Source organism: Pseudomonas sp. BB438 (assembly GCF_057180225.1).
This window is the reverse complement of sequence record NZ_CM170001.1, coordinates 5,744,674-5,766,894: the sequence shown is the minus strand read 5'-3', so window position 1 is coordinate 5,766,894 and position 22,221 is coordinate 5,744,674. Positions and strand designations below refer to the sequence as shown.

18 protein-coding genes are annotated in these 22,221 nt (G+C 66.1%); all 18 read right to left on the bottom strand.

Features of this window, described 5'->3' with window-relative positions; all coding sequences use genetic code 11:
- Positions 1 to 49: 49 nt before the first annotated feature.
- A complete protein-coding gene (urtD, locus tag AC1ZV1_RS26625) occupies positions 50 to 904 on the bottom strand; it encodes an urea ABC transporter ATP-binding protein UrtD (protein WP_484294364.1) in 855 nt (284 codons plus the stop codon).
- A complete protein-coding gene (urtC, locus tag AC1ZV1_RS26620; RefSeq protein ID WP_484294363.1) occupies positions 901 to 1,980 on the bottom strand; it encodes an urea ABC transporter permease subunit UrtC in 1,080 nt (359 codons plus the stop codon). Before urtC ends, urtD begins: the two co-directional genes overlap by 4 nt.
- Positions 1,977 to 3,563 carry an urea ABC transporter permease subunit UrtB gene (urtB, locus tag AC1ZV1_RS26615; protein WP_484294362.1) on the bottom strand — a complete coding sequence of 529 codons (1,587 nt, stop codon included), beginning with the start codon at positions 3,561 to 3,563 and terminating at the stop codon, positions 1,977 to 1,979. Before urtB ends, urtC begins: the two co-directional genes overlap by 4 nt.
- Positions 3,564 to 3,805: 242 nt before the next feature.
- Complete coding sequence (urtA, locus tag AC1ZV1_RS26610; RefSeq protein ID WP_484294361.1) at positions 3,806 to 5,074, bottom strand: urea ABC transporter substrate-binding protein; 1,269 nt, start codon at positions 5,072 to 5,074, stop codon at positions 3,806 to 3,808.
- A 237-nt stretch (positions 5,075 to 5,311) separates the two neighbouring features.
- On the bottom strand, positions 5,312 to 5,905 hold the full coding sequence (locus AC1ZV1_RS26605; protein WP_484294360.1) for a MarC family protein: 594 nt from the start codon (positions 5,903 to 5,905) through the stop codon (positions 5,312 to 5,314).
- A 101-nt stretch (positions 5,906 to 6,006) separates the two neighbouring features.
- Positions 6,007 to 6,351, bottom strand: a complete 345-nt coding sequence (locus tag AC1ZV1_RS26600; protein ID WP_484294359.1) for a hypothetical protein — start codon at positions 6,349 to 6,351, stop codon at positions 6,007 to 6,009.
- A 6-nt stretch (positions 6,352 to 6,357) separates the two neighbouring features.
- A complete protein-coding gene (locus AC1ZV1_RS26595; RefSeq protein ID WP_484294358.1) occupies positions 6,358 to 9,165 on the bottom strand; it encodes a hybrid sensor histidine kinase/response regulator in 2,808 nt (935 codons plus the stop codon).
- A gap of 124 nt (positions 9,166 to 9,289) precedes the next feature.
- The gene (purD, locus tag AC1ZV1_RS26590) at positions 9,290 to 10,579 is read right to left on the bottom strand and encodes a phosphoribosylamine--glycine ligase (protein ID WP_484294357.1); all 1,290 of its coding nucleotides are present in this window, start codon (positions 10,577 to 10,579) and stop codon (positions 9,290 to 9,292) included.
- Between the two features lie 235 nt (positions 10,580 to 10,814).
- Complete coding sequence (purH, locus tag AC1ZV1_RS26585) at positions 10,815 to 12,422, bottom strand: bifunctional phosphoribosylaminoimidazolecarboxamide formyltransferase/IMP cyclohydrolase (protein WP_484294356.1); 1,608 nt, start codon at positions 12,420 to 12,422, stop codon at positions 10,815 to 10,817.
- A gap of 87 nt (positions 12,423 to 12,509) precedes the next feature.
- A complete protein-coding gene (gene fis / locus AC1ZV1_RS26580) occupies positions 12,510 to 12,830 on the bottom strand; it encodes a DNA-binding transcriptional regulator Fis (protein WP_024766365.1) in 321 nt (106 codons plus the stop codon).
- Positions 12,827 to 13,834, bottom strand: a complete 1,008-nt coding sequence (gene dusB / locus AC1ZV1_RS26575; protein ID WP_081515606.1) for a tRNA dihydrouridine synthase DusB — start codon at positions 13,832 to 13,834, stop codon at positions 12,827 to 12,829. Before dusB ends, fis begins: the two co-directional genes overlap by 4 nt.
- A 221-nt stretch (positions 13,835 to 14,055) precedes the next feature.
- A complete protein-coding gene (locus AC1ZV1_RS26570; RefSeq protein WP_484294355.1) occupies positions 14,056 to 15,663 on the bottom strand; it encodes a DUF3426 domain-containing protein in 1,608 nt (535 codons plus the stop codon).
- A 60-nt stretch (positions 15,664 to 15,723) separates the two neighbouring features.
- A complete protein-coding gene (gene prmA / locus AC1ZV1_RS26565; RefSeq protein ID WP_484294354.1) occupies positions 15,724 to 16,602 on the bottom strand; it encodes a 50S ribosomal protein L11 methyltransferase in 879 nt (292 codons plus the stop codon).
- 173 nt (positions 16,603 to 16,775) lie between these two features.
- A complete protein-coding gene (gene accC / locus AC1ZV1_RS26560; protein WP_024766369.1) occupies positions 16,776 to 18,125 on the bottom strand; it encodes an acetyl-CoA carboxylase biotin carboxylase subunit in 1,350 nt (449 codons plus the stop codon).
- A 17-nt stretch (positions 18,126 to 18,142) separates the two neighbouring features.
- Positions 18,143 to 18,610: an acetyl-CoA carboxylase biotin carboxyl carrier protein gene (accB, locus tag AC1ZV1_RS26555; RefSeq protein WP_017518189.1), complete on the bottom strand. Its 468-nt coding sequence runs from the start codon at positions 18,608 to 18,610 to the stop codon at positions 18,143 to 18,145.
- Between the two features lie 24 nt (positions 18,611 to 18,634).
- Positions 18,635 to 19,078 carry a type II 3-dehydroquinate dehydratase gene (aroQ, locus tag AC1ZV1_RS26550; RefSeq protein WP_484294353.1) on the bottom strand — a complete coding sequence of 148 codons (444 nt, stop codon included), beginning with the start codon at positions 19,076 to 19,078 and terminating at the stop codon, positions 18,635 to 18,637.
- A gap of 149 nt (positions 19,079 to 19,227) precedes the next feature.
- Positions 19,228 to 21,078 (bottom strand): protein-disulfide reductase DsbD, encoded by a 1,851-nt coding sequence (locus AC1ZV1_RS26545; RefSeq protein ID WP_484297646.1) that lies wholly within the window; start codon positions 21,076 to 21,078, stop codon positions 19,228 to 19,230.
- A gap of 161 nt (positions 21,079 to 21,239) precedes the next feature.
- Entirely contained in the window at positions 21,240 to 22,148 is a 909-nt protein-coding gene (locus AC1ZV1_RS26540) for a LysR family transcriptional regulator (RefSeq protein ID WP_484294352.1), read from the bottom strand.
- Positions 22,149 to 22,221: the final 73 nt, after the last annotated feature.

Here is a 22,221-nt window from a genome sequence, read left to right as displayed (position 1 = left end):
GTCGTGAGCTCGCCGTGTAGAGGCGGGTGCGAGTACGGCCGATTCAGCACTAGCGGCCGAGATAGACTTCGATCACCTGCTCGTTCGCCTGCACGTCTTCCAGCGAGCCTTCGGCCAGAACGTGGCCCTGGTGCAGCACGCTGACGTGGTCAGCGATGCTGCCGACGAAGCCCATGTCGTGCTCCACCACCATCAGTGAGTGTTTCCCGGCGAGAGACTTGAACAGCTCGGCGGTGAACTCGGTCTCGGCGTCGGTCATGCCCGCCACTGGTTCGTCCAGCAACAGCAATTGCGGCTCCTGCACCAGCAGCATGCCGATCTCCAGGAATTGCTTCTGCCCGTGGGAAAGCAGCCCGGCGGGCCGGTTGCGCGACTCGCGCAGGCGGATGGTGGTGAGTACTGCCTCGATGCGGTCCTTCTGCTCGCCGGAGAGCTTCGCGCGAAGGCTGGCCCATACCGACTTGTCGGCCTTCTGCGCGAGCTCCAGGTTCTCGAACACCGAGAGTGCTTCGAACACCGTGGGCTTCTGGAACTTGCGACCGATACCGGCCTGAGCGATCTCCACCTCGCTCATGCGGGTGAGGTCGAGGGTTTCGCCGAAGTAGGCCTTGCCGTTGTCCGGGCGGGTCTTGCCGGTGATCACGTCCATCAGCGTGGTCTTGCCGGCGCCGTTGGGGCCGATGATGCAGCGCAGTTCACCCACGCCGATGTACAGCGTGAGGTCGCGCAGGGCACGGAAGCCGTCGAAGCTGACGTTGATGTCTTCCAAGGTGAGGATGGTGCCGTGGCGCACGTCCAGCGGGCCGCTGGCGCTTGCACCAATGCCGATGGCATCGCGGCTTGCGCCCGGATCGCGGTTGGGGTCGTAAGCCGGTTCCAGCATCAGGTGGGGGACCGCTCTCATTGCTCTTTCTCCCGCTTGATCAGGCCGAGGATGCCGCGCGGCAGGTACAGGGTGACGACGATGAACAGCGCGCCGAGGAAGAACAGCCAGTACTCGGGGAAGGCCACGGTGAACCAGCTCTTCGCGCCGTTCACCACGCCTGCACCGAGCAGCGGGCCGATCAGCGTGCCGCGCCCGCCGAGGGCGACCCACACAGCGGCCTCGATGGAGTTGGTCGGCGACATCTCGCTGGGGTTGATGATGCCTACCAGCGGCACGAACAGGGCGCCGGCCAGGCCGCAGAGCACCGCGGAGAGGGTCCAGACGAACAGCTTGTAGCCGCGCGGGTCGTAGCCGCAGAACATCAGGCGATTCTCGGCATCGCGCAGGGCGGTGAGCACCCGGCCGAACTTGCTGCGCGCCAGGGCGAAGCCGATGGCCAGGCTCGCCGCCAGCAGCAGGACGATGGCGATGAACAGCGCCACGCGGGTGCCCGGTGCGGTGATGGAGAAGCCCAGGATGCTGCGGAAATTGGTGAAGCCGTTGTTGCCGCCGAAGCCCGTCTCGTTGCGGAAGAACAGCAGCATGCCGGCGAAGGTCAGCGCCTGGGTCATGATCGAGAAGTACACGCCCTTGATCCGCGAGCGGAAGGCGAAGAAGCCGAACACCAGGGCCAGCAGGCCGGGCGCCAGCACCACCAGGCACAGCGCCCAGAGGAAGTGCTGGGTGCCGGCCCAGTACCAGGGCAGTTCGGTCCAGGAGAGGAAGGTCATGAACGCGGGCAGCTGGTCGCCGGCCGCTTCGCGCATCAGGTACATGCCCATGGCGTAGCCGCCCAGGGCGAAGAACAGCCCGTGACCCAGCGACAGCAGGCCGGCGTAGCCCCAGACCAGGTCCAGCGCCAGCGCGACGATGGCGTAGCAGAGGATCTTGCCGGTCAGCGTCAGACCGTAGGCGGACAGGTGCAGCGCATGGCTTTCCGGCAGCAGGTGCAGCAGCGGCAGGATCAGCAGGGCGACGAGCGCCATGCCGACGAGGCTGGCGGTGAGTGTCGGGCCGGCCTTCTGCGCGGCCGTCACGGTGAGTGGCTGGTTCAATCGATGACCCTCCCTTTCAGAGCGAAGAGCCCCTGCGGACGTTTCTGGATGAACAGGATGATCAGCGCGAGGATCAGGATCTTGCCCAGCACCGCGCCGATCTGCGGTTCGAGGATCTTGTTCGCCACGCCCAGGCCGAAGGCGGCGAACACGCTGCCGGCGAGCTGCCCGACCCCGCCGAGCACCACCACCAGGAAGGAGTCGATGATGTAGCTCTGGCCCAGGTCGGGGCCGACGTTGCCGACCTGCGACAGCGCCACGCCTCCCAGGCCGGCGATGCCCGAGCCGAGGCCGAAGGCGAGCATGTCCACGCGGCCGGTGGGCACGCCGCAGCAGGCGGCCATGTTGCGGTTCTGGGTGACGGCGCGGACGTTCAGGCCCAGCCGCGTGCGATTGAGCAGCAGCCAGGTGAGGGCCAGCACGAACAGCGCGAAGCCGATGATGACGATGCGGTTCCACGGCAGCACGAGGTTGGGCAGCACCTGGATGCCGCCGGACAGCCACGCCGGGTTGGCGACCTCGACGTTCTGCGCGCCGAACAGCACGCGTACCAGCTGGATCAGCACCAGGCTGATGCCCCAGGTGGCGAGCAGGGTTTCCAGCGGGCGCCCGTAGAGATGGCGGATCACCGTGCGCTCCAGCGCCATGCCGATACACGCGGTGACCAGGAAGGCCACCGGCAACGCGAGCAGCGGGTACAGCTCCAGCAGGCCGGGTGCGAAGCGCTGGCAGAGCGACTGCACCACGTAGGTGGAGTAGGCGCCGAGCATCAGCATTTCGCCGTGGGCCATGTTGATCACCCCGAGCAGGCCGTAGGTGATCGCCAGGCCCAGGGCGGCGAGCAACAGGATCGAGCCCAGCGACAGGCCGCTGAAGGCTTGACCGAACAGGTCGCCCATCAATAGCCGGCGCTTGACCTGACCAAGGCTGGTGGCGGCGGCGGTGCGTACGGCATCGTCCGGCTCGACGGCGGGATCGAGCAGGTTCTCCAGGCGGGTGCGCGCCTGCGGATCGCCGGATTCGCCCAGCAGGCGCACGGCGGAGAGGCGCACCGCTGGAGCCGGGTCGGCCAGTTGCAGGTTGGCCAGGGCCAGTTGCAGGGCGGCCTTGACCTCGTCGTCGGACTCTTCGTTGAGGCGGTATTCGAGCAGTGTGCGTTGCGCCGGGCGAGCGCTCTTCTGCAACTGGCGCGCGGCTTCCAGGCGCACCTCGGCGCTGTCGGCGACCAATTGGTGGCTGGCCATGGCGGTGTTCACCAGGCCGCGCAGTCGGTTGTTCAGGCGCAGCTTGTCGGGCTCGCCGACCGGCGCAGCGCCACCGTCGGCGGGGTGATACTGCCCATCGTCACCGAGCAGGAAGGCGCGACCCTGGGCATCGACCGCGAGGCGGCCGGACTGGATGGCGTCGAGCAGTGGCAGGCGGTCGGCATCAGGCGCCGCGGCCCATTGCTCGAGCAATCTGGCGCGGGCGTCATTGTCGGCGCCGGCGAAGTCCTGCGCGGAGCTGGCGAAGGCGAACTGCGGCAGCAGCATGGCCAGCGCGAGGGCGCAGAGGCGGAGCAGGTGGAGCAAGGCAGTGGGCATGGCGGTTTTCCCTGAGAGGCGGGTGTGGGCGGATGCGCCCTCTCCCCAGCCCTCTCCCTGAAGGGAGAGGGAGCTGTCCGTGCCGCCAGATACGTCTGGCTTCAGCCTGCATCTGACTGCCGTTCTCCCGTCCGGGAGAGAACTGTCCGAGCCGGCTGACGCCTTGGCTTGATCTTGCGCCATACGGTCCCCTCTCCGTTCGGGGAGAGGGTTGGGGAGAGGGGCTTTCGGCCCGCTCCGGATCAGTTACTGCGCACCGCGTAGTCCGGCTTCTTGTCGTTGCCCGGAATGAACGGGCTCCACGGCTGGGCGCGGATCGGCTCGGGGGTCTTCCAGACGACGTTGAACTGACCGTTGTCCTCGATCTCGCCGATCATCACCGGCTTGTGCAGGTGGTGGTTGGTCTTGTCCATGGTCAGGGTGAAGCCCGACGGCGCCTTGAAGGTCTGCCCGCCCATGGCCTCGCGGACCTTGTCGACGTCGGTGGTACCGGCCTTCTGCGCGGCCTGCGCCCACATGTGGATGCCGACGTAGGTGGCCTCCATCGGGTCGTTGGTCACCGCCGTGCTGTAGTTGGGCAGGTTCTTGGCCTTGGCGTAGGCCTTCCAGTCCGCGACGAACTTGGTGTTCTCCGGGTTCTTCACCGATTCGAAGTAGTTCCACGCGGCGAGGTTGCCCACCAGCGGCTTGGTGTCGATACCGCGCAGCTCCTCTTCGCCCACGGAGAAGGCCACCACCGGCACCTCGGTGGCTTCCAGGCCCTGGTTGGCCAGCTCCTTGTAGAAGGGCACGTTGGAGTCGCCGTTGACGGTGGAGATCACCGCGGTCTTGCCGCCTGCGGAGAATTTCTTGATGTCGGCGACGATGGTCTGGTAGTCGCTGTGGCCGAACGGCGTGTAGACCTCCTGGATGTCCTTGTCGGCCACGCCCTTGCTGTGCAGGAAGGCGCGCAGGATCTTGTTGGTGGTGCGCGGGTAGACGTAGTCGGTGCCCAGCAGGAAGAAACGCTTGGCGGCGCCGCCGTCCTCGCTCATCAGGTATTCCACCGCCGGGATCGCCTGCTGGTTCGGCGCGGCGCCGGTGTAGAAGACGTTGGGCGACATTTCCTCACCCTCGTACTGCACCGGGTAGAACAACAGGCCGTTGAGCTCCTCGAATACCGGCAGTACGGACTTGCGCGACACGCTGGTCCAGCAGCCGAAGACCACCGCGACCTTGTCCTGGGTGAGCAGCTGGCGCGCCTTCTCGGCGAACAGCGGCCAGTTGGAGGCCGGGTCGACCACCACCGCCTCGAGTTGCTTGCCGTTCACCCCGCCCTTGGCGTTGATCTCGTCGATGGTCATCAGCGCCATGTCCTTGAGCGAGGTCTCGGAGATCGCCATGGTGCCGGACAGCGAATGCAGGATGCCGACCTTGATGGTCTCGGCGGCCTGGGAGCTGAACGGGAACAGACCGGTGAGCAGCAGGGCGCTCATGGCCAGCGTACTTTTCAACAGCGGACGACGTTTCATCGCGGCAGCCTCCTTGGCTATCCAGGGGCGGGGAGTTGCCGGCGCGGCAGCTTCCCGGGAAATGGGGCGATCCCCGAGCGGGATCGAAGCTGCCATCGCAGCATCCGTGCCAAACAGGCAAAAGCCTTGGCGCAGATGGGCTGCACGCGATTTTCTGTCGTAATGGTGAGGTTTTTCAGTGCGCAGCTTTGGTGCGCCGAACGTCCTTTGGTGCGCGGCGCTCCCCAAAGGAGCGCGTCATTGCGGGAGGAAGTAGCCGCGCACGCCGGTCATGATGATCTGCGCGGCGAGGGCGCAGACGAACAGGCCCATCAGCCGGCTGACGATCATCAGGCCCTGTTCGCCGAGGATCTTCTCGATCTTGTCGGAGAGGTAGAGAGTGATGCCTACCGTCAGGCAGGCCAGGAAGATCGCGGCCAGCGCGAGGAACTTGTGTTCCCAGTCTTGGTTCACGCCCATCACCAGCAGCGCACCGATGGTGCCGGGGCCGACGGTGATGGGAATGGTCAGCGGGACGATGGTGACGTCCTGCTGCACGTTGTCCGCCTGCACCGCCGAACGTCCCTGCGCCATGCCCAGGGCGGAGATGAACAGCACGCTGCCCGCGCCGATACGGAACGCATCGGCGGTGATGCCGAACAGAGTGAAGATGTAGCGTCCGAACAGGTACAGCAGCACGCTGGCGATCAGCGCCGCCAGGGCCACGCGCCAGGCCATGTGCTTGCGGTCGCGGGGAGCGAAGCCGCGGTTCAGGCTGATGAAGCAGGAGAGCACGAAGAACGGGCTGTAGAGCACCAGCATCTTCAGGTACACGCTGAACATCACTTGCATGGGAACGACTCGTCCGGATTGAGAGGGCGCGGCAGGGCAAAGCATAGCGGGTGGGGAAGCCGATGGCATTGCGGCGGGGCAAATGCCAGAACGCATTCGCGTCAGTGCAAGCTATCGGAGCGGGTGCGGAAATTGCCGGAGTAGCGGACCAGGGGCGGATGCTCCGCTGCTTCGAACTTGAAGATGACGGACCCTTCAAGAAACTTGTCAGGGCAGTCTGCCACTTTGGAAACGTAGTACCGCGGATCGTGTTTACGGAAGGCTTCCCGAAGAGGTTCAGGAATTGTCCCGGGGTATCCGTGGCTGATGAGAAACTTCTCGCCGTATTGCGCCTGGAACAGTTTGATTCGCCAGTAGCCGCTCTGGCTGAAGTCGATCATGACGTCGTCGATGTACTCGGCGTGTTCCCTTTCGCCCATGGAGTTGGTGTCGTCCGGATCGCTCATCAAGGCTCAGGAGGGTAAGGCGTCGCTCTGCTGGCGCAGACGGCGATCGCGCTCGCCGACCCAGTAGGCGACCAGCTCACGCAGTTGCGACAGCTCCACCGGCTTGGCCATGTGACCGTCCATGCCGACCAGCCGCGCGCGTTCCTTGTGTTCGCTGAGGATGTGCGCGGTGAGCGCCACCACCGGGGTGTGCGGGCGGTGTTCGCTGGCCTCCCAGGCGCGCAGGCGTTCGGTGGCGGAGAAGCCGTCGAGCACCGGCATCTCGCAGTCCATCAGCACCAGGTCGTACTGGGTGGATTTCATCGCGGCCAGGGCTTCCTCGCCGTTGCTGGCAGTATCGGGCTGCAGGTTGAGCTTGCTCAGCATGCCACGGATGACCTTGGTGGAGATGCTGTTGTCCTCGGCGACGAGAATGCGGAAGTCGCTGGGAGGGACGTTCGAGGCGGGCTCGCTGGCCGGCGAGAGGTAGTTGCTCACGCCGCTGGGGCCGCGCTGCGACAGCTCTTCGGCGAGGGTCGCCTTGAGCGTATAGCCGGCCACCGGCTTGGCGAGGATGCGCTTGATCCCGGCGTTGCGGGCGATGATCTTGCTCGGTGCGTTGCTGATGCCGGTGAGCATGATCAGCAGGATGTCGTGGTTGAGGTTCGGGTCTTCCTGGATCTTGGTGGCCAGCTGCATGCCGGTCATGCCGGGCATGTCCTGGTCCAGCAGGACCACGTCGAAGTACTCGCGCAGGTGCGCCTTGGTGCGCAGCTGGGCCAATGCTTCCTTGCCCGAGGACACCGCGCTGACGTTCATGCCCCAGGCGCTGCACTGCTGCACCACCACCTTGCGGCAGGTCTGGTTGTCGTCCACCACCAGCAGGCGTGCACCCTGCAGCGGGCTGTCGAGGTCGGCGCCGGCCTGGTCGATCTGTTGCGGGTCCAGCGGCAGGCTGAGCCACAGCAGGTTGCCCGCGCCTTCGGTGCTGTTGCCGCTCTCGACCCCGCTTTCTATTCCAAAGTCGCCGGACATCAGGCGGATCAGTTGGCGCGCGATGATCAGGCCGAGGCGGCTGCTCATGCGGGTAGCGGAGAGGAAGTCACGGCTGTGCAGTTCGGCGGTGAGCAGGGCCTGGCGGTCGGCGGCATCCAATGGGCGGCCGCTGTCCTGCACGGCGATGCGCAGGCGCGGGCGATCTGCTGGGCCGTCCAGCGCGACGACGAGGAGGATTTCGCCCTCGTCGGTCTGCTTGAACGCGTTGTCCAGCAGGCTCAGGACGGCCTGGCGCAGGCGCGTCGGGTCGCCGCTGACGATGCGCGGCACCTGCGGCTGGGTGAAGCTGATCAGCTCGACTTTCTGCTGTTCGGCCTTGGCGCGGAAGATCGCCAGGCAGTCCTCGATCAACGCACCGAGATCGAACTGCACCTCGTCCAGCTCGATTTGCCCGGACTCCAGCTTGGAGATGTCGAGGATCTCGTTGATCAGCGAGAGCAACTCGTTGCCCGCGCTGTGGATGGTCTGCACGTAATCGCGCTGCTTGGCCGACAGTGGGGTGCCGAGCAGCAGCTCGGTCATGCCCAGCACGCCGTTCATGGGGGTGCGGATCTCGTGGCTGATCTTCGCCAGGAAGTCGCCCTTGGCCTTCAGTTCGGCGACGTTGGCGGCGCGCTGGCGGCTGGCGGCGAACTGATCGTTCTGGATTTTCCGCTGGCGCTCTGCGAGGGCCAGGCTGAGCAGGAACCCGACCACCGCGGAGAGGCTCAGCAGGCCGCTGCCCAGCCATTCCGCGCGGGTCGCCGCGTAGCCCAGCAGCGATGGCAGGCACAGGCACCAGATCACCACGAAGAGCCCCATGCCGATGGCGAACAGGCGTGCCGGCCGGTAGGCGTGGATCCAGTAGTAGACCGCCACGCCGAGCATGCCCAGAGTCACCAGCGTGATCATCCCGTACACCAGGCTGCTGATCGACAGGCCGAGCACCAGGTTGAGCGCGACGCCCAGCAGCACCAACCCGGCGGTGCCGCCCAGCAACAGGCGCTTGAGCGGCAGGCGCGGGGTGAGGTCACGGAAGAAGCTCGCGGTGTAGCCCAGTGCGCAGAACAGCGTTACGACCAGGCAGGCCAGAGCGGCCATCGGTTGAAGCGACTGGTTGCTGCCGTACCAGGGGCTGAGCAGACCGAACAGGTTAAGGCAGGCCAGCAACAGGCTGACGTGCACGCCGGCCAGCCACAGGCCGCTGGCAACGCGGGTGTAGGCGAAGCGCACGAGGTTGTAGATCAACAGCATGGCCAGGCAGCCGATCAGCACACCGAAGTGCAGCGGGCGCTGGTCATTGCTCGGCTGGCCGGCGGCCTCGATGCTGATGTTCGGCCGCAGCGGCATCGTCGAGGCGAGGCGCAGGTAAAGGTCCAGCGGCTCGGCGGCGGTGCGCAGCGGGATCACCAGGTCGCTACTGAGCAGCGGACGCTGCACCGGGGAGAGGTTGCCGGCGCTCTTCTGCTCGAGCACTTTCTGCCCGTCGAGGATGAACATCTCGAAACTGTCCAGGCTCGGTGCGAACAGGCGCAACTGCTGGGGCTCGTCGTTGGCAGGCAGGCGGAAGTGCAGCCAGGTTGCGCCGGGGCCGGCGGGGGCATGCAGGTCGCTGATGTCGAGGGGGCTGAAGAGGGTGCGGTAGCGGGGGGAAATCACGTCCTGCAGTTGCAGGCGAGCGTCGCTGTCGTGGAGCTGGGACCAGCCGGGATCCTGGCTTGCCGCGTAGGTCGGGAGACAGACCAGAGCGGCCAGCAGCAAGCTGACGAGGAGTCCTGTGGCAGTCCAGAGCCGACGCACGGCGAAGTCCCTTCGGTAGTGAGTGGGCGGATTATAGCCAAGTGTGCTGAAGGCCGTAATCCACCCGGGCACGCCAGGACGGTGGGGAGAAGGCGTCCGGCGGGGGACGCCTCCGCCCGTCGGGTCAGTCCTCGCCGCGTTCGCGAGCGATGGCGCGGTAGCCGATGTCCTTGCGGTAGAAGCTGCCGTTCCAGCGGATCTTCTCTGCCAGACGGTAAGCCTGCTCCTGGGCGGAGGAGACGGTCGGGCCGATGGCCGTGGCGCACAGTACGCGCCCGCCTGCGGTGACGATCTGGCCGTCCTTGAGCGCGGTGCCGGCGTGGAACACCTTGCCGTCGAGCTTGGCGGCATCGTCGAGGCCCTCGATGACGTCCCCCTTGGCGTAGTCGCCCGGGTAGCCGCCAGCGGCGATCACGACGCCCACGGTGGGACGCGGGTCCCAGGTGGCTTCGACCTTGTCCAGGGCCTTGGCCAGGGCGGCCTCGACCAGCAGGACCAGCGACGATTCCAGGCGGACCATGATCGGCTGGGTTTCCGGGTCGCCGAAGCGGCAGTTGAACTCGATGACCTTGGGCGCACCGCTCTTGTCGATCATCAGGCCGGCATAGAGGAAACCGGTGTAGACGTTGCCTTCCTCGGCCATGCCGCGCACGGTCGGATAGATCACTTCGTCCATCACGCGCTGATGCACGTCGGCAGTCACGACCGGAGCGGGCGAGTATGCGCCCATGCCGCCGGTGTTCGGGCCGGTGTCGGCGTCGCCGACGCGCTTGTGGTCCTGGCTGGTGGCCATGGGCAGCACGTTCTGGCCGTCGACCATGACGATGAAGCTGGCTTCCTCGCCGTCGAGGAACTCTTCGATCACCACGCGCGAACCGGCGTCACCGAAGGCGTTGCCGGCGAGCATGTCGCGCACGGCGTCCTCGGCTTCGGCCAGGGTCATGGCGACGATCACGCCCTTGCCCGCGGCCAGGCCGTCGGCCTTGATCACGATGGGCGCGCCTTTCTCTTTCAGGTAGGCCAGCGCCGGCTCGACTTCGGTGAAGTTCTGGTAGTCGGCGGTGGGAATCCTGTGGCGCGCGAGGAAGTCCTTGGTGAAGGCCTTGGAGCCTTCCAGTTGGGCCGCGCCAGCGGTGGGGCCGAAGATGTCCAGGCCGCGCGAGCGGAACAGGTCGACCACGCCTTTGACCAGAGGGGCTTCGGGGCCGACGATGGTCAGCTGCACGTTCTTCGCGGCGAAGTCGGCCAGCGCTTCCAGGGCCAGCACGTCGATGGCGACGTTCTCGCACTTGGCCTCGGTCGCGGTGCCGGCGTTGCCCGGTGCGACGAAGACCTTCTGTACGCGCGAATCCTGCGCGACCTTCCAGGCCAGCGCGTGCTCGCGACCGCCGCTACCGATGATGAGTACGTTCATTGGAGTTCTCCTGAACAGTTCCGGCTTGGCCGGATTGTCGGGTATCGCTTCGCTCCACCCAACCTACGAATTCTCACGATCAGTCCGCTCTTCACGAACCAATCTCAAGGGGCGCAATCAGGCTCGTAGATGCAAGGCGCCCGGCCCTTCACCCAGCGGAGTTGCCTTCTGGCAATGAGCATGGGGGAAGGGCCGGGCAACGCCGCAGATGCGAGTCCGAGTGCGTCCTTACCACTTAGTGGCGGAAGTGGCGCATGCCGGTGAACACCATGGCGATGCCGGCCTCGTCGGCTGCGGCGACCACTTCGTTGTCACGCATCGAACCACCTGGCTGGATCACCGCAGTGATGCCGGCCTTGGCGGCATTGTCGATGCCGTCGCGGAACGGGAAGAAGGCGTCGGAAGCCATCACCGCACCTTTCACTTCCAGGCCGGCATGCTCGGCCTTGATGGCGGCGATGCGCGCGGAGTTCACGCGGCTCATCTGGCCGGCGCCGACACCGACGGTCTGGCGCGCCTTGGCGTAGACGATGGCGTTGGACTTGACGAACTTGGCGACTTTCCAGGCGAAGATCAGGTCGTGGATTTCCTGCTCGCTCGGCGCGCGCTGGGTGACGATCTTCAGGTCATTGGCGGTGATCATGCCGATGTCGCGGCTCTGCACCAGCAGGCCGCCGTTGACGCGCTTGAAGTCCCAGCCCGGCGCACGCTCGGCCGGCCACTCGCCGCACTCCAGCAGGCGTACGTTGGCCTTGGCGGCTACCACGGCACGTGCGGCTTCGGAGATTTTCGGTGCGATGATGACTTCGACGAACTGGCGCTCGACGATGGCCTGGGCGGTTTCGCCGTCCAGCTCACGGTTGAAGGCGATGATGCCGCCGAAGGCCGACTCGGTATCGGTGGCGTAGGCCAGGTCGTAGGCCTTGCGGATGCCGCCTTCGTTTTCCGGAACCACGGCCACGCCGCACGGGTTGGCGTGCTTGACGATGACGCAGGCCGGCTTGACGAAGCTCTTCACGCACTCCAGCGCGGCGTCGGTGTCGGCCACGTTGTTGAACGACAGCTCCTTGCCTTGCAGCTGGATGGCGGTGGAGACGCTGGCCTCGCCTTTCTTCGCCTCGACGTAGAAGGCCGCGCTCTGGTGCGGGTTCTCGCCGTAGCGCATTTCCTGCGCCTTGATGAACTGGCTGTTGAAGGTGCGCGGGAAGGCGCCGCGATCGTCGGTGGACAGGGTGTCGCGCGCCTGGTCGATGGTGCCCAGGTAGTTGGCGATCATGCCGTCGTAGGCCGAGGTGTGCTCGAAGGCCTTCAGGGCCAGGTCGAAGCGCTGGGCGTAGGTCAGGCCGCCGGCTTTCAGGGCGCTGACGATGCTGGCGTAGTCACCGGCGTTGACCACGATGGCAACGTCCTTGTGGTTCTTCGCCGCGCTGCGGACCATGGTCGGGCCGCCGATGTCGATGTTCTCGATGGCGGTCGGCAGGTCGCAGTCGGCCTTGGCCACGGTCGCTTCGAATGGGTACAGGTTGACCGCCACCAGGTCGATCGGCTTGATACCGTGCTCTTCCATGACTGCGCCGTCGAGGTCGCGGCGGCCGAGGATGCCACCATGGATCTTCGGGTGCAGGGTCTTCACGCGGCCGTCCATCATCTCCGGGAAGCCGGTGTAGTCGGCCACTTCCACGGCGGCGATGGCGTTGTCCTTGAGCAGCTTGTAGGTGCCGCCGGTGGAAAGAATCTCCACGCCAAGGGCAGCCAGCTCACGGGCGAAATCGACGACGCCGGTCTTGTCGGAAACGCTGATCAGCGCACGGCGGACGGGCAGGCGGGTGGTTTGGTCGGTCATAACGGCTTCCACAAAGGCTTCGGGCTTTTCGCGTGTCAGGCGTGGGCCCGGCTGACCTTCAGGTCGCGGGCCCGCGCCTGCCACCTGTCAGAGAAGATCGTACTGCTTGAGTTTCTTGCGCAGGGTTCCGCGGTTCAGCCCCAGCAGTTCGGAGGCTTTGGTCTGGTTACCCTTCACGTGGTTCATGACGGTTTCCAGCAGCGGTGCTTCGACTTCGCAGAGCACCATGTTGTACACGTCCGTGACCGGCTGCCCTTCGAGATGGGCGAAATAGTTGTGCAGTGCCTTTTCCACGCTGTCGCGGAGGGTCTGACCCTCCTGCGTCGGAGTGGTCAGGTGCTGTTTAAGGTTGGCGTTGTCGCTCACGGGTGTCATTCCACTCACTAATGTCTCGGTCATCGTTGTCATGCGGCCACCCCTTCTCCGTTATTGTGGCGCTCGGCGAAGAACTGCCTGACGCTGGCGCTCTGTGCATCCGTGTCCTGCAAACGATTGAACTGGGAACGGAACTCCGCCGCTCCCGGTAGGGTTGCGAGGTACCAGCCCACATGCTTGCGGGCAATTCGCACACCCATTTCCTCCCCATAAAACGCATGCAATGCAGCGAGGTGCTCGAGCAGGATGCTCTGTACCTCGTGCAGACTCGGCGCCGGCAACAGCTCGCCGGTGCTCAGGTAATGATCGATCTCGCGGAAGATCCAGGGATTACCCTGGGCGGCGCGGCCGATCAGCAAGGCGTCCACGCCCGTCTGCTCGAACACCTGCCGTGCCTTGCGCGGTGAATCGATATCACCATTGGCGAAGACCGGAATCGAAACCGCCTGCTTGATCGCTGCGATGGTTTCGTACTCCGCCTCGCCGGTGTAGAGGTCGGCACGGGTCCTGCCGTGTACCGCCAGCGCCTGGATGCCCGACTGCTCGGCGATCCGCGCCACCGTCACACCGTTCTTGTTCGACCGGTCCCAACCGGTGCGAATCTTCAGGGTGACGGGAACCTCTACCGCCGCGACCACCGCCTCGAGGATGTCGGCCACCAGCCGTTCATCCTTCATCAGCGCGGAGCCTGCGGCCTTGTTGCACACCTTCTTTGCCGGACACCCCATGTTGATGTCGATGATCTGGGCGCCGAGCTCCACGTTGCACCGTGCGGCTTCCGCGAGCATCTGCGGGTCGCCGCCGGCGATCTGCACCGAGCGTGGCTGATCCTCGTGGTCGTGCTGCAGGCGCAGGCGCGACTTGCGGCTGTTCCACAGGCGAACGTCACTGGTGACCATCTCCGATACCACCATGCCGGCGCCGAGGCGGCGGCACAGCTGGCGGAACGGACGATCGGTGACGCCGGCCATCGGGGCCAGGATCAGTCTGTTGGGCAGTGTGTAGGAGCCGATGCGTACCACCGACTGGTTTTCCATGGTCAATGGGGCGGGAACACCGAGACGCCGCGTGTTACGAGACTCGCGGATGCTGTCGGGGCCTGCCACCGGTGCTAGCAAAAAAGGGAGGGCATGATACCCGCTCTCGATGACCGGATAAAGGCGATTTTGGATAAATTCTGAACAATCCCGGGCTTAGTACCCCAGGTTGGAAGACGAGCGGAACTGGCGTTCTCAGGCGCTTTGAGCTACCGGCCGGGTTATTCCGGCGAGTGGAAGCTCAGGCTGTAGTTCACCGCTTTGGGGCCCGGGTCGAGGATGTCCAGGGAGATGTGGATCGGTGTCTGCGGCGGCATCTCGCTCTGTCCGGCAAGTTCGCCCGAAAGGTACTCGCTGGGCTTGAAGCGGCGGCTGGCGATCAGCTGGCCGTTCAGGTCGGCGAAGCGCATCTCCAGCAGCGGGAAAGGCTGGGAGAAGTTGGCGCGGTTGTAGATGATCGCGTCCACCACCAGTGCGCCGCTGAAGTCCGGGTGGCTGCGCACCACCAGGTTGCTGCTGCGGATCTGCTCCACGTCGACCTTGGAGGGCAGGGTGCAGCCCAGTTCCGGGCAGGCCTGGGCGAACCAGGGGCGGTACTGGTCCTGGCGGGCCAGTTCGTCGAAGTGATAGGCGATGTACTGGCCGGCGAGACCGGCCAGGGCCAGCAGCACCAGCAACAGCCAGAACAGGCGCCGGCCCCAGCGGCTTTTCGGCTTCTGCCAGTCGAGTTGCAGCGGCTCGTCGCTGAGATCGCTCAGGCCGTCGTTGCCCAGGCCAGGTTCCGCGCGGCGACTTTCTCCACGTTGCTCGGTCTGCGGTTCGTCGTCCTCGTCGTCCGTGCCGGGCTCGTCGTCATCGCGGCGTGCGCTGAAGGCGGGGAGCGCTTCGTCATCGGTTTCGGCGCTTAGCGGCGCCGGGTCGAGACGCGGTTCGTGCTCCGGCTCTTCCTCAGTCTCGTCTGGCCCGGATTCCTTGTCGGCCACCCGGCGCGCGCTGGCGGGCGGCGTCTCGCGCTCGTCGGCGGGCAGTTGGCCGAGGCTGGGTTCCTGGCGGGAAGCACGGCTGGCGCCACGTTGTTCCTCTTCCAGCAGGGCTTCGGCCCAGCGCTCGTCGTGCGGGTCGCGCTTCTCTTCCTGGCGGGTCTGCAGGGCTTCGCTGGGGCGCGGCGCGCGCTCGATGCTGAGGAACTCCTGGGACAGCTCGAACTCATCGAGCTTGGCCAGCTCCTCGTCGAGGTTGAGGCTGTCCAGATCGAGATCGTCGTGGATCCACAGCGTCTCGTCCTTTTTCGACGGCGCAGGGGCGGGCTTGGCAGGCTCGCGGGTCACGGTCGCTGCCGGCGCGATCACCGTGGCCGCGGCGATGACCGGGGCGGGCTCGGCAAGCGGCGCGGGTTTCGCTTCCACCTTTGCTTCGGCGATGGCGGGCTTTTCCGCGACATCGCTGGAGTGGCGTGCGGCATGGGGCGCCAGTGGCCAGCCGAGCGTGGCGGTGCCGGGAGCGCTCGGCGTGACGGGCTTTTCAGGCGCAACGGTGTTGACGGTCGGCGCGGGAGCGGGTGCCGCGGCGACCGGCTCCGGGGCTTTCGCCGGTGCGGCTTGAACGACTGGCTCCGGCGCAGGGGGCGTTTGGGGAGCCTCCACGGGCCGTGCCGGAGCGACGGTCGGTGCCGGCGCCTGGGGAGGCTCGTCCACCATGTTCTGCGGCGCGCTGAAGACTTTCAGGCAGGTTCCGCAGCGCACAGCACCGCTGGCCGCGCCCAGTTGCGCCGCGTTGACGCGGAAACGGGTCTGGCAATGGGGGCACTGGGTGATGAAGCTGTCGCTCATGCGGCGGTCCGGCGGAAAAATCTGGCAGTTAGTCTAACTCAAGCCCCGTGCGGCGGGCACTCAGCGGCGGCGGCCGCTGATGCGGATCCAGCCATCGCGCTCGGCGGTCGGGTCGAGGTCGAAGGCGCCTTCGTAGGCTGCACGCACTTCCTCGGCCTGTTCGGCGAGGATGCCCGAGAGGGCCAGCAAGCCGCCGGACTTCACCAGCCCGGTGAGCTGCTCTGCCAATGTGACCAGCGGACCGGCCAGAATGTTCGCCACCAGGACATCCGCCGGTTCTTTCGGCAGATCGGCGGGCAGATAGACAGGGAATTTCGCCGGGTCGATGCCATTGCGCGAGGCATTGTCGCGGGAGGCTTCCAGCGCCTGCGGGTCGATGTCGGTGCCGACCGCCTGCTCCGCGCCCAGCAGCAGCGCGGCGATGGCGAGGATGCCGGAGCCGCAGCCGAAGTCCAGCACCTGCTTGCCGACCAGCGCCTGGCCGTCCAGCCATTCCAGGCACAGGGCGGTGGTCGGGTGGGTGCCGGTGCCGAAGGCCAGGCCCGGGTCAAGCAGCAGGTTGACCGCTTGGGGCTCTGGTGCGTCGTGCCAGCTGGGAACGATCCACAGGCGGCGGCCAAAACGCATCGGCTTGAAGTTGTCCATCCAGCTGCGTTCCCAGTCCTGGTCCTCGATACGCTCGATCTGGTGCTGTGGCAGCTCGCCGCCGGTGAGGAGGGACAAGTGGGCGACCAGCGAGGCTTCGTCGGTGTCGGCCTCGAACAGCGCGAGCAGGTGGGTATGGCTCCACAGTGGCGTGGTGCCCAGGTCCGGCTCGAAGATCGGCTGGTCTTCGGCGTCCATGAAGGTCACGGAAACGGCACCCACTTCCAGCAGCGCATCTTCGTAGGTTTCCGCCTGATCCGGGGTGATGGCGAGTCGGACTTGAAGCCAGGGCATGGGGCGGTACCTCGATCGTGCTGGGATGGCGCTGGAAAAGACAACGGACCGCCTGGGCGGCCCGCCGATAAAGGCGGCAAGCTTACTGCACGGCACCGCGCCGCACCAGCGTGCCACAAAGCACAAGGGCCGCCCGGAGGCAGCCCTTGTGCTGGAGCGAGGCAAGGCAGGACTCAGTGCTTGTCCATGCCCAGCTTCTTCTCCAGGTAGTGGATGTTCACGCCACCCTTGCAGAACTCCTTGTCGCGGACCAGCTCCTTGTGCAGCTCGGTGTTGGTCTTGATGCCATCGACGATCAGCTCGTCCAGCGCATTACGCATGCGCGCCATGGCTTCATCGCGGTCCTTGCCGTAGGTGATGATCTTGCCCACCAGCGAATCGTAGTTCGGCGGTACGGCGTAGCCGCTGTACAGGTGCGAATCCACACGCACGCCGTTGCCGCCCGGTGCGTGGAAGTGCTTCACCTTGCCGGGGCTCGGCATGAAGGTCTTCGGGTCTTCGGCGTTGATCCGGCATTCCAGCGCATGGCCACGGATGACCACGTCTTCCTGCTTGATCGACAGCTTATTGCCCGAGGCGATGCTGAGCATCTCCTTGACGATGTCGATGCCAGTGACCATCTCCGACACCGGATGCTCCACCTGGACGCGGGTGTTCATCTCGATGAAGTAGAAGCGGCCGTTCTCGTAGAGGAACTCGAAGGTGCCGGCGCCACGGTAGCCGATTTCCACGCAGGCCTGGACGCAGCGCGCCAGCACTTCGGCGCGAGCCTTCTCGTCGATGCCCGGTGCTGGTGCTTCTTCCAGGACCTTCTGGTGACGACGCTGCAGGGAGCAGTCGCGGTCGCCCAGGTGGATGGCGTTGCCCTGGCCGTCGGAGAGCACCTGGACTTCCACGTGACGCGGGTTGGTCAGGAATTTCTCCAGGTAGACCATCGAGTTGCCGAAGGCCGCGCCCGCTTCGGTGCGGGTCAGCTTGGCGGACTTGATCAGGTCTTCCTCGTGGTGCACGACGCGCATGCCGCGACCACCACCACCACCGGCGGCCTTGATGATCACCGGGTAGCCGACCTCGCGGGCGATGGCCAGCGCGGTTTCTTCGTCTTCGGGCAGTGGGCCGTCGGAGCCCGGTACGGTCGGCACGCCGGCTTTCTTCATGGCGTCCTTGGCGGACACCTTGTCACCCATCAGGCGGATGACGTCGGCGCTCGGGCCGATGAAGGTGAAGCCCGAGCGCTCGACCTGCTCGGCGAAGTCGGCGTTCTCGGCGAGGAAGCCGTAGCCGGGGTGGATGCCCACGGCACCGGTGACCTCGGCCGCGGCGATGATCGCCGGGATGTGCAGGTAGGACTGCGCAGCCGGGGCCGGACCGATGCAGACCGCTTCGTCGGCCAGCGACAGGTGCATCAGCTCGCGGTCGGCGGTCGAGTGCACGGCCACCGTCTTGATGCCCAGCTCCTTGCACGCGCGCAGGATGCGCAGCGCGATTTCGCCGCGGTTGGCGATCAGTACTTTTTCCAACATCGCAGGTTCCCCGCGGTTTAAACGATGGTGAACAGGGGCTGGTCGAACTCGACCGGCTGGCCGTTCTCCACGAGGATCTGACCGATCACGCCGCTGGTCTCGGCCTCGATGTGGTTCATCATCTTCATGGCTTCGACGATGCAGAGGATGTCGCCTTTCTTCACGCTCTGGCCGACTTCGACGAAGTTGGCGGAGGTCGGCGAGGCAGCGCGGTAGAAGGTGCCAACCATCGGCGAGCGCACGGCGCCAGCGAGGTTCTGGGCAGCCGGGGCGGCTTCAGCGGCCGGCGCGGCAGCGGCTGCGGCGGCGACCGGAGCAGCGGCCGGCGCCGGAGCGTAGGCCGGGGCGGCAGCGTAGATCGGCTGGGCGGCGGTCTTGCTGTGACGGCTGATGCGTACGGATTCTTCGCCCTCTTTGATCTCCAGTTCGTCGATACCGGATTCTTCGAGCAGTTCGATCAGTTTCTTGACTTTACGGATGTCCATCAGTGTTCGCTCTCCCAGGTGAGGTCACGGGCGTTCAAGTTGTTCGAGGGCGGATTCCAGGGCCAGGCGGTAGCCTGTGGCGCCCAGACCGCAGATCACCCCTACCGCCACGTCGGAAAAATAGGAGTGATGCCGGAAAGGTTCACGTTTGTGCACGTTGGAGAGGTGCACTTCGATGAATGGGATGCTCACTGCGAGCAATGCGTCACGTAGCGCGACACTTGTATGCGTGAACGCGGCCGGATTGATCAGGATGAAGTCGACGCCTTCGTTGCGCGCGGCGTGGATCCGGTCGATCAGTTCGTACTCGGCGTTGCTCTGCAGGTACATCAGGTGGTGGCCGGCCTCGCGGGCGCGGCGCTCCAGGTCCTGGTTGATCTGCTCGAGGGTGACGGAGCCGTATTTGTCGGGCTCGCGGGTGCCCAGCAGATTGAGGTTGGGCCCGTGCAGTACCAGTAAGGTCGCCATCTGGATGCGGTAGTCCTTGTTCTTGGCGGGAAAAGATAGGGCGGGACTATGCCGGAAAGCTGGCGTGACTGTCCAGTCATGCCGGTTTTGCCGTAGATGTCAGCATGTTGCCAGCCGATTACGGCAAAACCGTTGCAGTCAATCTGGGGTCAGGAGCGCTTTCCCGCCTGATTGAGGCGGTCGGCGAGGGTGACGGCGTCGGTTTCGCCGATGATGCGCAGGTCGCTCCATTCGTCGCCTTTTGCCGAGAAGAACAGCAGCGCGGGCGGGCCGAACAGGTTGTAGCGATCGAGCAGGGCGCGCTGCTCCTGGGTGCTGGCGGTCATGTCGAAGCGCAGCAGGACGAAGCCGGGCAGCTGCGACTGGACTTCCGGGGCGGGCAGCACCTGGCGCTCAATGATCTTGCAGCTGATGCACCAGTCGGCGTACCAGTCCAGCAGCACCGGGCGACCGGCGGCCTGGGCGCTGGCCAGGGCTGCGTTGAGCTGCGCCGGGGTGGTGATGTTCTGCCAGTCGCCGGGAGTGGTCGTCGGCGGGCCGGCGTGCAGGCCTGGGGTACTGCGACCCAGCGGGTGCAGCGGGTCGGATTCGCCGCGCAGGGCGCCGGTCCAGGCGGCCACGGCGTAGACCAGCAGCATCAGGCCGAACAACTGACCGAGGCGCTGCAGGGGCTTCTTCGGCCCCAGTTCGAGGGTGCCAATGGCCAGGGCGACGCCGCCGGCCAGGGTGCCCCAGAGCGTCAGCGAAACCGGCCCGGAGACGAGGCGGTCGAGCATCCAGATGGCCACGGCCAGCAGCATGACGCCGAAGACGTTGCGCACGCCGTTCATCCAGGCGCCGCTCTTGGGCAGCAAGGCGCCGCCGCCAACGGCGAAGATCACCAGCGGTGTTCCCATGCCCAGGCCCAGGGAGAACAGCAGCAGGCCGCCGCCGACTGCATCACCGGTGCTGCTGATATAGAGCAGCAGGCCGGCCAGCGGGGCGGTGACGCAGGGCGACACCAGCAGGCTGGAGAGCACGCCCAGGGTCGCTGCGCCGGCGATGGAGCCGCCGCGCGTGTTGTTGGCCATGTTGTCCAGGCGCTCGCGCAGGAAGCCCGGCAGGCGCAGCTCGAAGGCGCCGAACATGGCGATGGCGAAGACTACGAAGAAGGCTGCGAAGGGGATCAGCACCCAGGGCGACTGCAGCATCGCCTGCAGGTTGAGCTTGGCGCCGAACAGGCCCATCAGGGTGCCGAGCACCGCGTAGCAGGCCGCCATCGGCAGCACATAGGCGAGCGACAGGGCGAGGCCGCGCATGCCGCCCGGGCGACCGCGCAGCACGACCCCGGAGAGGATCGGCAGCATCGGCAGCACGCACGGCGTGAAGGTCAGCGCCAGGCCCAGCAGGAAGAAGATCACCAGCGCACGGCCGAGCTTCTTGATCTTGCCCGGCTCATGGTCGCCCAGCAGGCTGGCCAGCGGGTTGCCCGAGGCGGCGGACGTGGCAGTGGCGGAGGGTGCGGAGCCGGTCACGACGCTGGCGGCCTGCCCGTCGGCGATCTGCAGGCGGGTGGTTTCCGGCGCGTAGCACAGGCCTTTGTCGGCGCAGCCCTGGTAGCTGACGACGAGGGTGAAGGGCTTGTGCTGCGGGTTGACCAGCGGTACGTCGATGTCGGTGATGGCGTAGTAGACGACGGTGTCGCCGAAGTAATCGTCGTGGTGCTGTTTGCCCGGTGGCAGCTTCACCTCGCCGACGCTCACGCCGCTGTCGGCGGGCTCGACCTTGAAGCTGAAACGGTGCTGGTAAAGGTAGTAGCCGTCGGCATTGATGAAGCGCAGCTTCACTTGCTGGCTGTCGCTGTCCTCGACGCTGACGCGGAAGGCCTCGGCCACCGGCAGGAAGTCGCCCTTGGCCGGTTGCCCGACGGCGAAGCCGCCCTTGTCGGCGGGTTTGTCGAACAGGCCGGCAGAGGCGGGCAGGGCGACGAGGAGCAGGAGCAGAGTGAGCAGGCGGCGCATGGACATCTCGCGGACTACGTAGTGGGCGGGCACACAGGTGGCGGGCATGATAGCGGAAAGCTTCCGGCACGGCCCGAGGCGTTGCCGGATCAGCTGTCACAAGACGTGATAGACGTTGTGGGACTGCGCCCGCGAGTCTCGGTTCCCCCAGCGCCGCTGCGTCAATCGGCCGCGCGCTGGCCAAAGGCGGCCAGCAGGTCGTCGACGAAGGCCTGCTCGGCGTCGCCGGGGTGGCGGCCGCGGTGGCGAGTGAGGCTGAAGTCCACGTCGAAGCCCAGCTCGTCCGCCAGCAGCTCGCGCAGTTGACCGCGCTCGATCCAGGGCTGGGCGACATGCCTGGGCAGGTAGCCGATGTGCGCGCCGGAAAGAATGAATGCCAGGCTGCCGTCCACCTGCTCGCAGCGCGCGCTGCTGCGGCTGGTCTGCAGCGGTTCGTCGGCAGCGATGAAGCGGTAGGGGTGCAGCACCTGGTCGGCGTCGGCGAGGGAGCCGCGGGTCGGTTTCTTTTCCTTGAACGCCGGATGGCCGGCGCCGCAATAGAGCCCCTGCGGCTCGATGAACACGCTAGTGTGCTCCAGCGCGGCCTGGGTGCCAGCGAAGTAGCCGACTGCCAGGTGCAGGCGATCCTGCAGCAACAGGCGTTCCAGTTCGGCGGGCGTGGCGGTGAGCAGGTCCAGGGTGACCGCCTCGTTGCGCTGGCGGAAACGCCGGATGGCGTCGGACAGCCGCGCCAGCACGCTCTCCTCCAGGCTTTCCGACAGGCCAATGCGTACCTCGCCGAGCAGTTTGTCCGCCACGCCGCGCGCTTCGTCACGGAAGTCCTCGATGGACAGGAACAGCCGCCGCGTCGCCTGCAGCAGGTGCTCGCCCTTGGGCGTCAGGCGGAAGCCCCCCTTGCCGCGTTCGCACAATCGATAGCCCAGCCGCGTCTCGAGCTTGGCCATCTGGATGCTGATGCTCGGCTGGCTCAGACCCAGTTCGCCCTGCGCGGCGCTGAAGCCGCCGCATTCCACCACGGTGACGAACAGCCGCAGCAGTTGCAGGTCGAGGTCGCGCAATTGGCTGAGCATGGCCTTCTCCAAACATTGTCATGGGGAAATGCCAAAGTAATTAACTTTGTATTTTTACAAAGTAAAGCCCGCC

Coding starts and splice junctions, on each gene's coding strand:
- urtD (WP_484294364.1), bottom strand. CDS start 904: ATGAGAGCGGTCCCCCACCTGATGCTGGAACCGGCTTACGACCCCAAC.
- urtB (WP_484294362.1), bottom strand. CDS start 3,563: ATGCCCACTGCCTTGCTCCACCTGCTCCGCCTCTGCGCCCTCGCGCTG.
- urtA (WP_484294361.1), bottom strand. CDS start 5,074: ATGAAACGTCGTCCGCTGTTGAAAAGTACGCTGGCCATGAGCGCCCTG.
- AC1ZV1_RS26605 (WP_484294360.1), bottom strand. CDS start 5,905: ATGCAAGTGATGTTCAGCGTGTACCTGAAGATGCTGGTGCTCTACAGC.
- AC1ZV1_RS26600 (WP_484294359.1), bottom strand. CDS start 6,351: ATGAGCGATCCGGACGACACCAACTCCATGGGCGAAAGGGAACACGCC.
- purD (WP_484294357.1), bottom strand. CDS start 10,579: ATGAACGTACTCATCATCGGTAGCGGCGGTCGCGAGCACGCGCTGGCC.
- purH (WP_484294356.1), bottom strand. CDS start 12,422: ATGACCGACCAAACCACCCGCCTGCCCGTCCGCCGTGCGCTGATCAGC.
- fis (WP_024766365.1), bottom strand. CDS start 12,830: ATGACAACGATGACCGAGACATTAGTGAGTGGAATGACACCCGTGAGC.
- dusB (WP_081515606.1), bottom strand. CDS start 13,834: ATGGAAAACCAGTCGGTGGTACGCATCGGCTCCTACACACTGCCCAAC.
- AC1ZV1_RS26570 (WP_484294355.1), bottom strand. CDS start 15,663: ATGAGCGACAGCTTCATCACCCAGTGCCCCCATTGCCAGACCCGTTTC.
- prmA (WP_484294354.1), bottom strand. CDS start 16,602: ATGCCCTGGCTTCAAGTCCGACTCGCCATCACCCCGGATCAGGCGGAA.
- accC (WP_024766369.1), bottom strand. CDS start 18,125: ATGTTGGAAAAAGTACTGATCGCCAACCGCGGCGAAATCGCGCTGCGC.
- accB (WP_017518189.1), bottom strand. CDS start 18,610: ATGGACATCCGTAAAGTCAAGAAACTGATCGAACTGCTCGAAGAATCC.
- aroQ (WP_484294353.1), bottom strand. CDS start 19,078: ATGGCGACCTTACTGGTACTGCACGGGCCCAACCTCAATCTGCTGGGC.
- AC1ZV1_RS26545 (WP_484297646.1), bottom strand. CDS start 21,078: ATGCGCCGCCTGCTCACTCTGCTCCTGCTCCTCGTCGCCCTGCCCGCC.
- AC1ZV1_RS26540 (WP_484294352.1), bottom strand. CDS start 22,148: ATGCTCAGCCAATTGCGCGACCTCGACCTGCAACTGCTGCGGCTGTTC.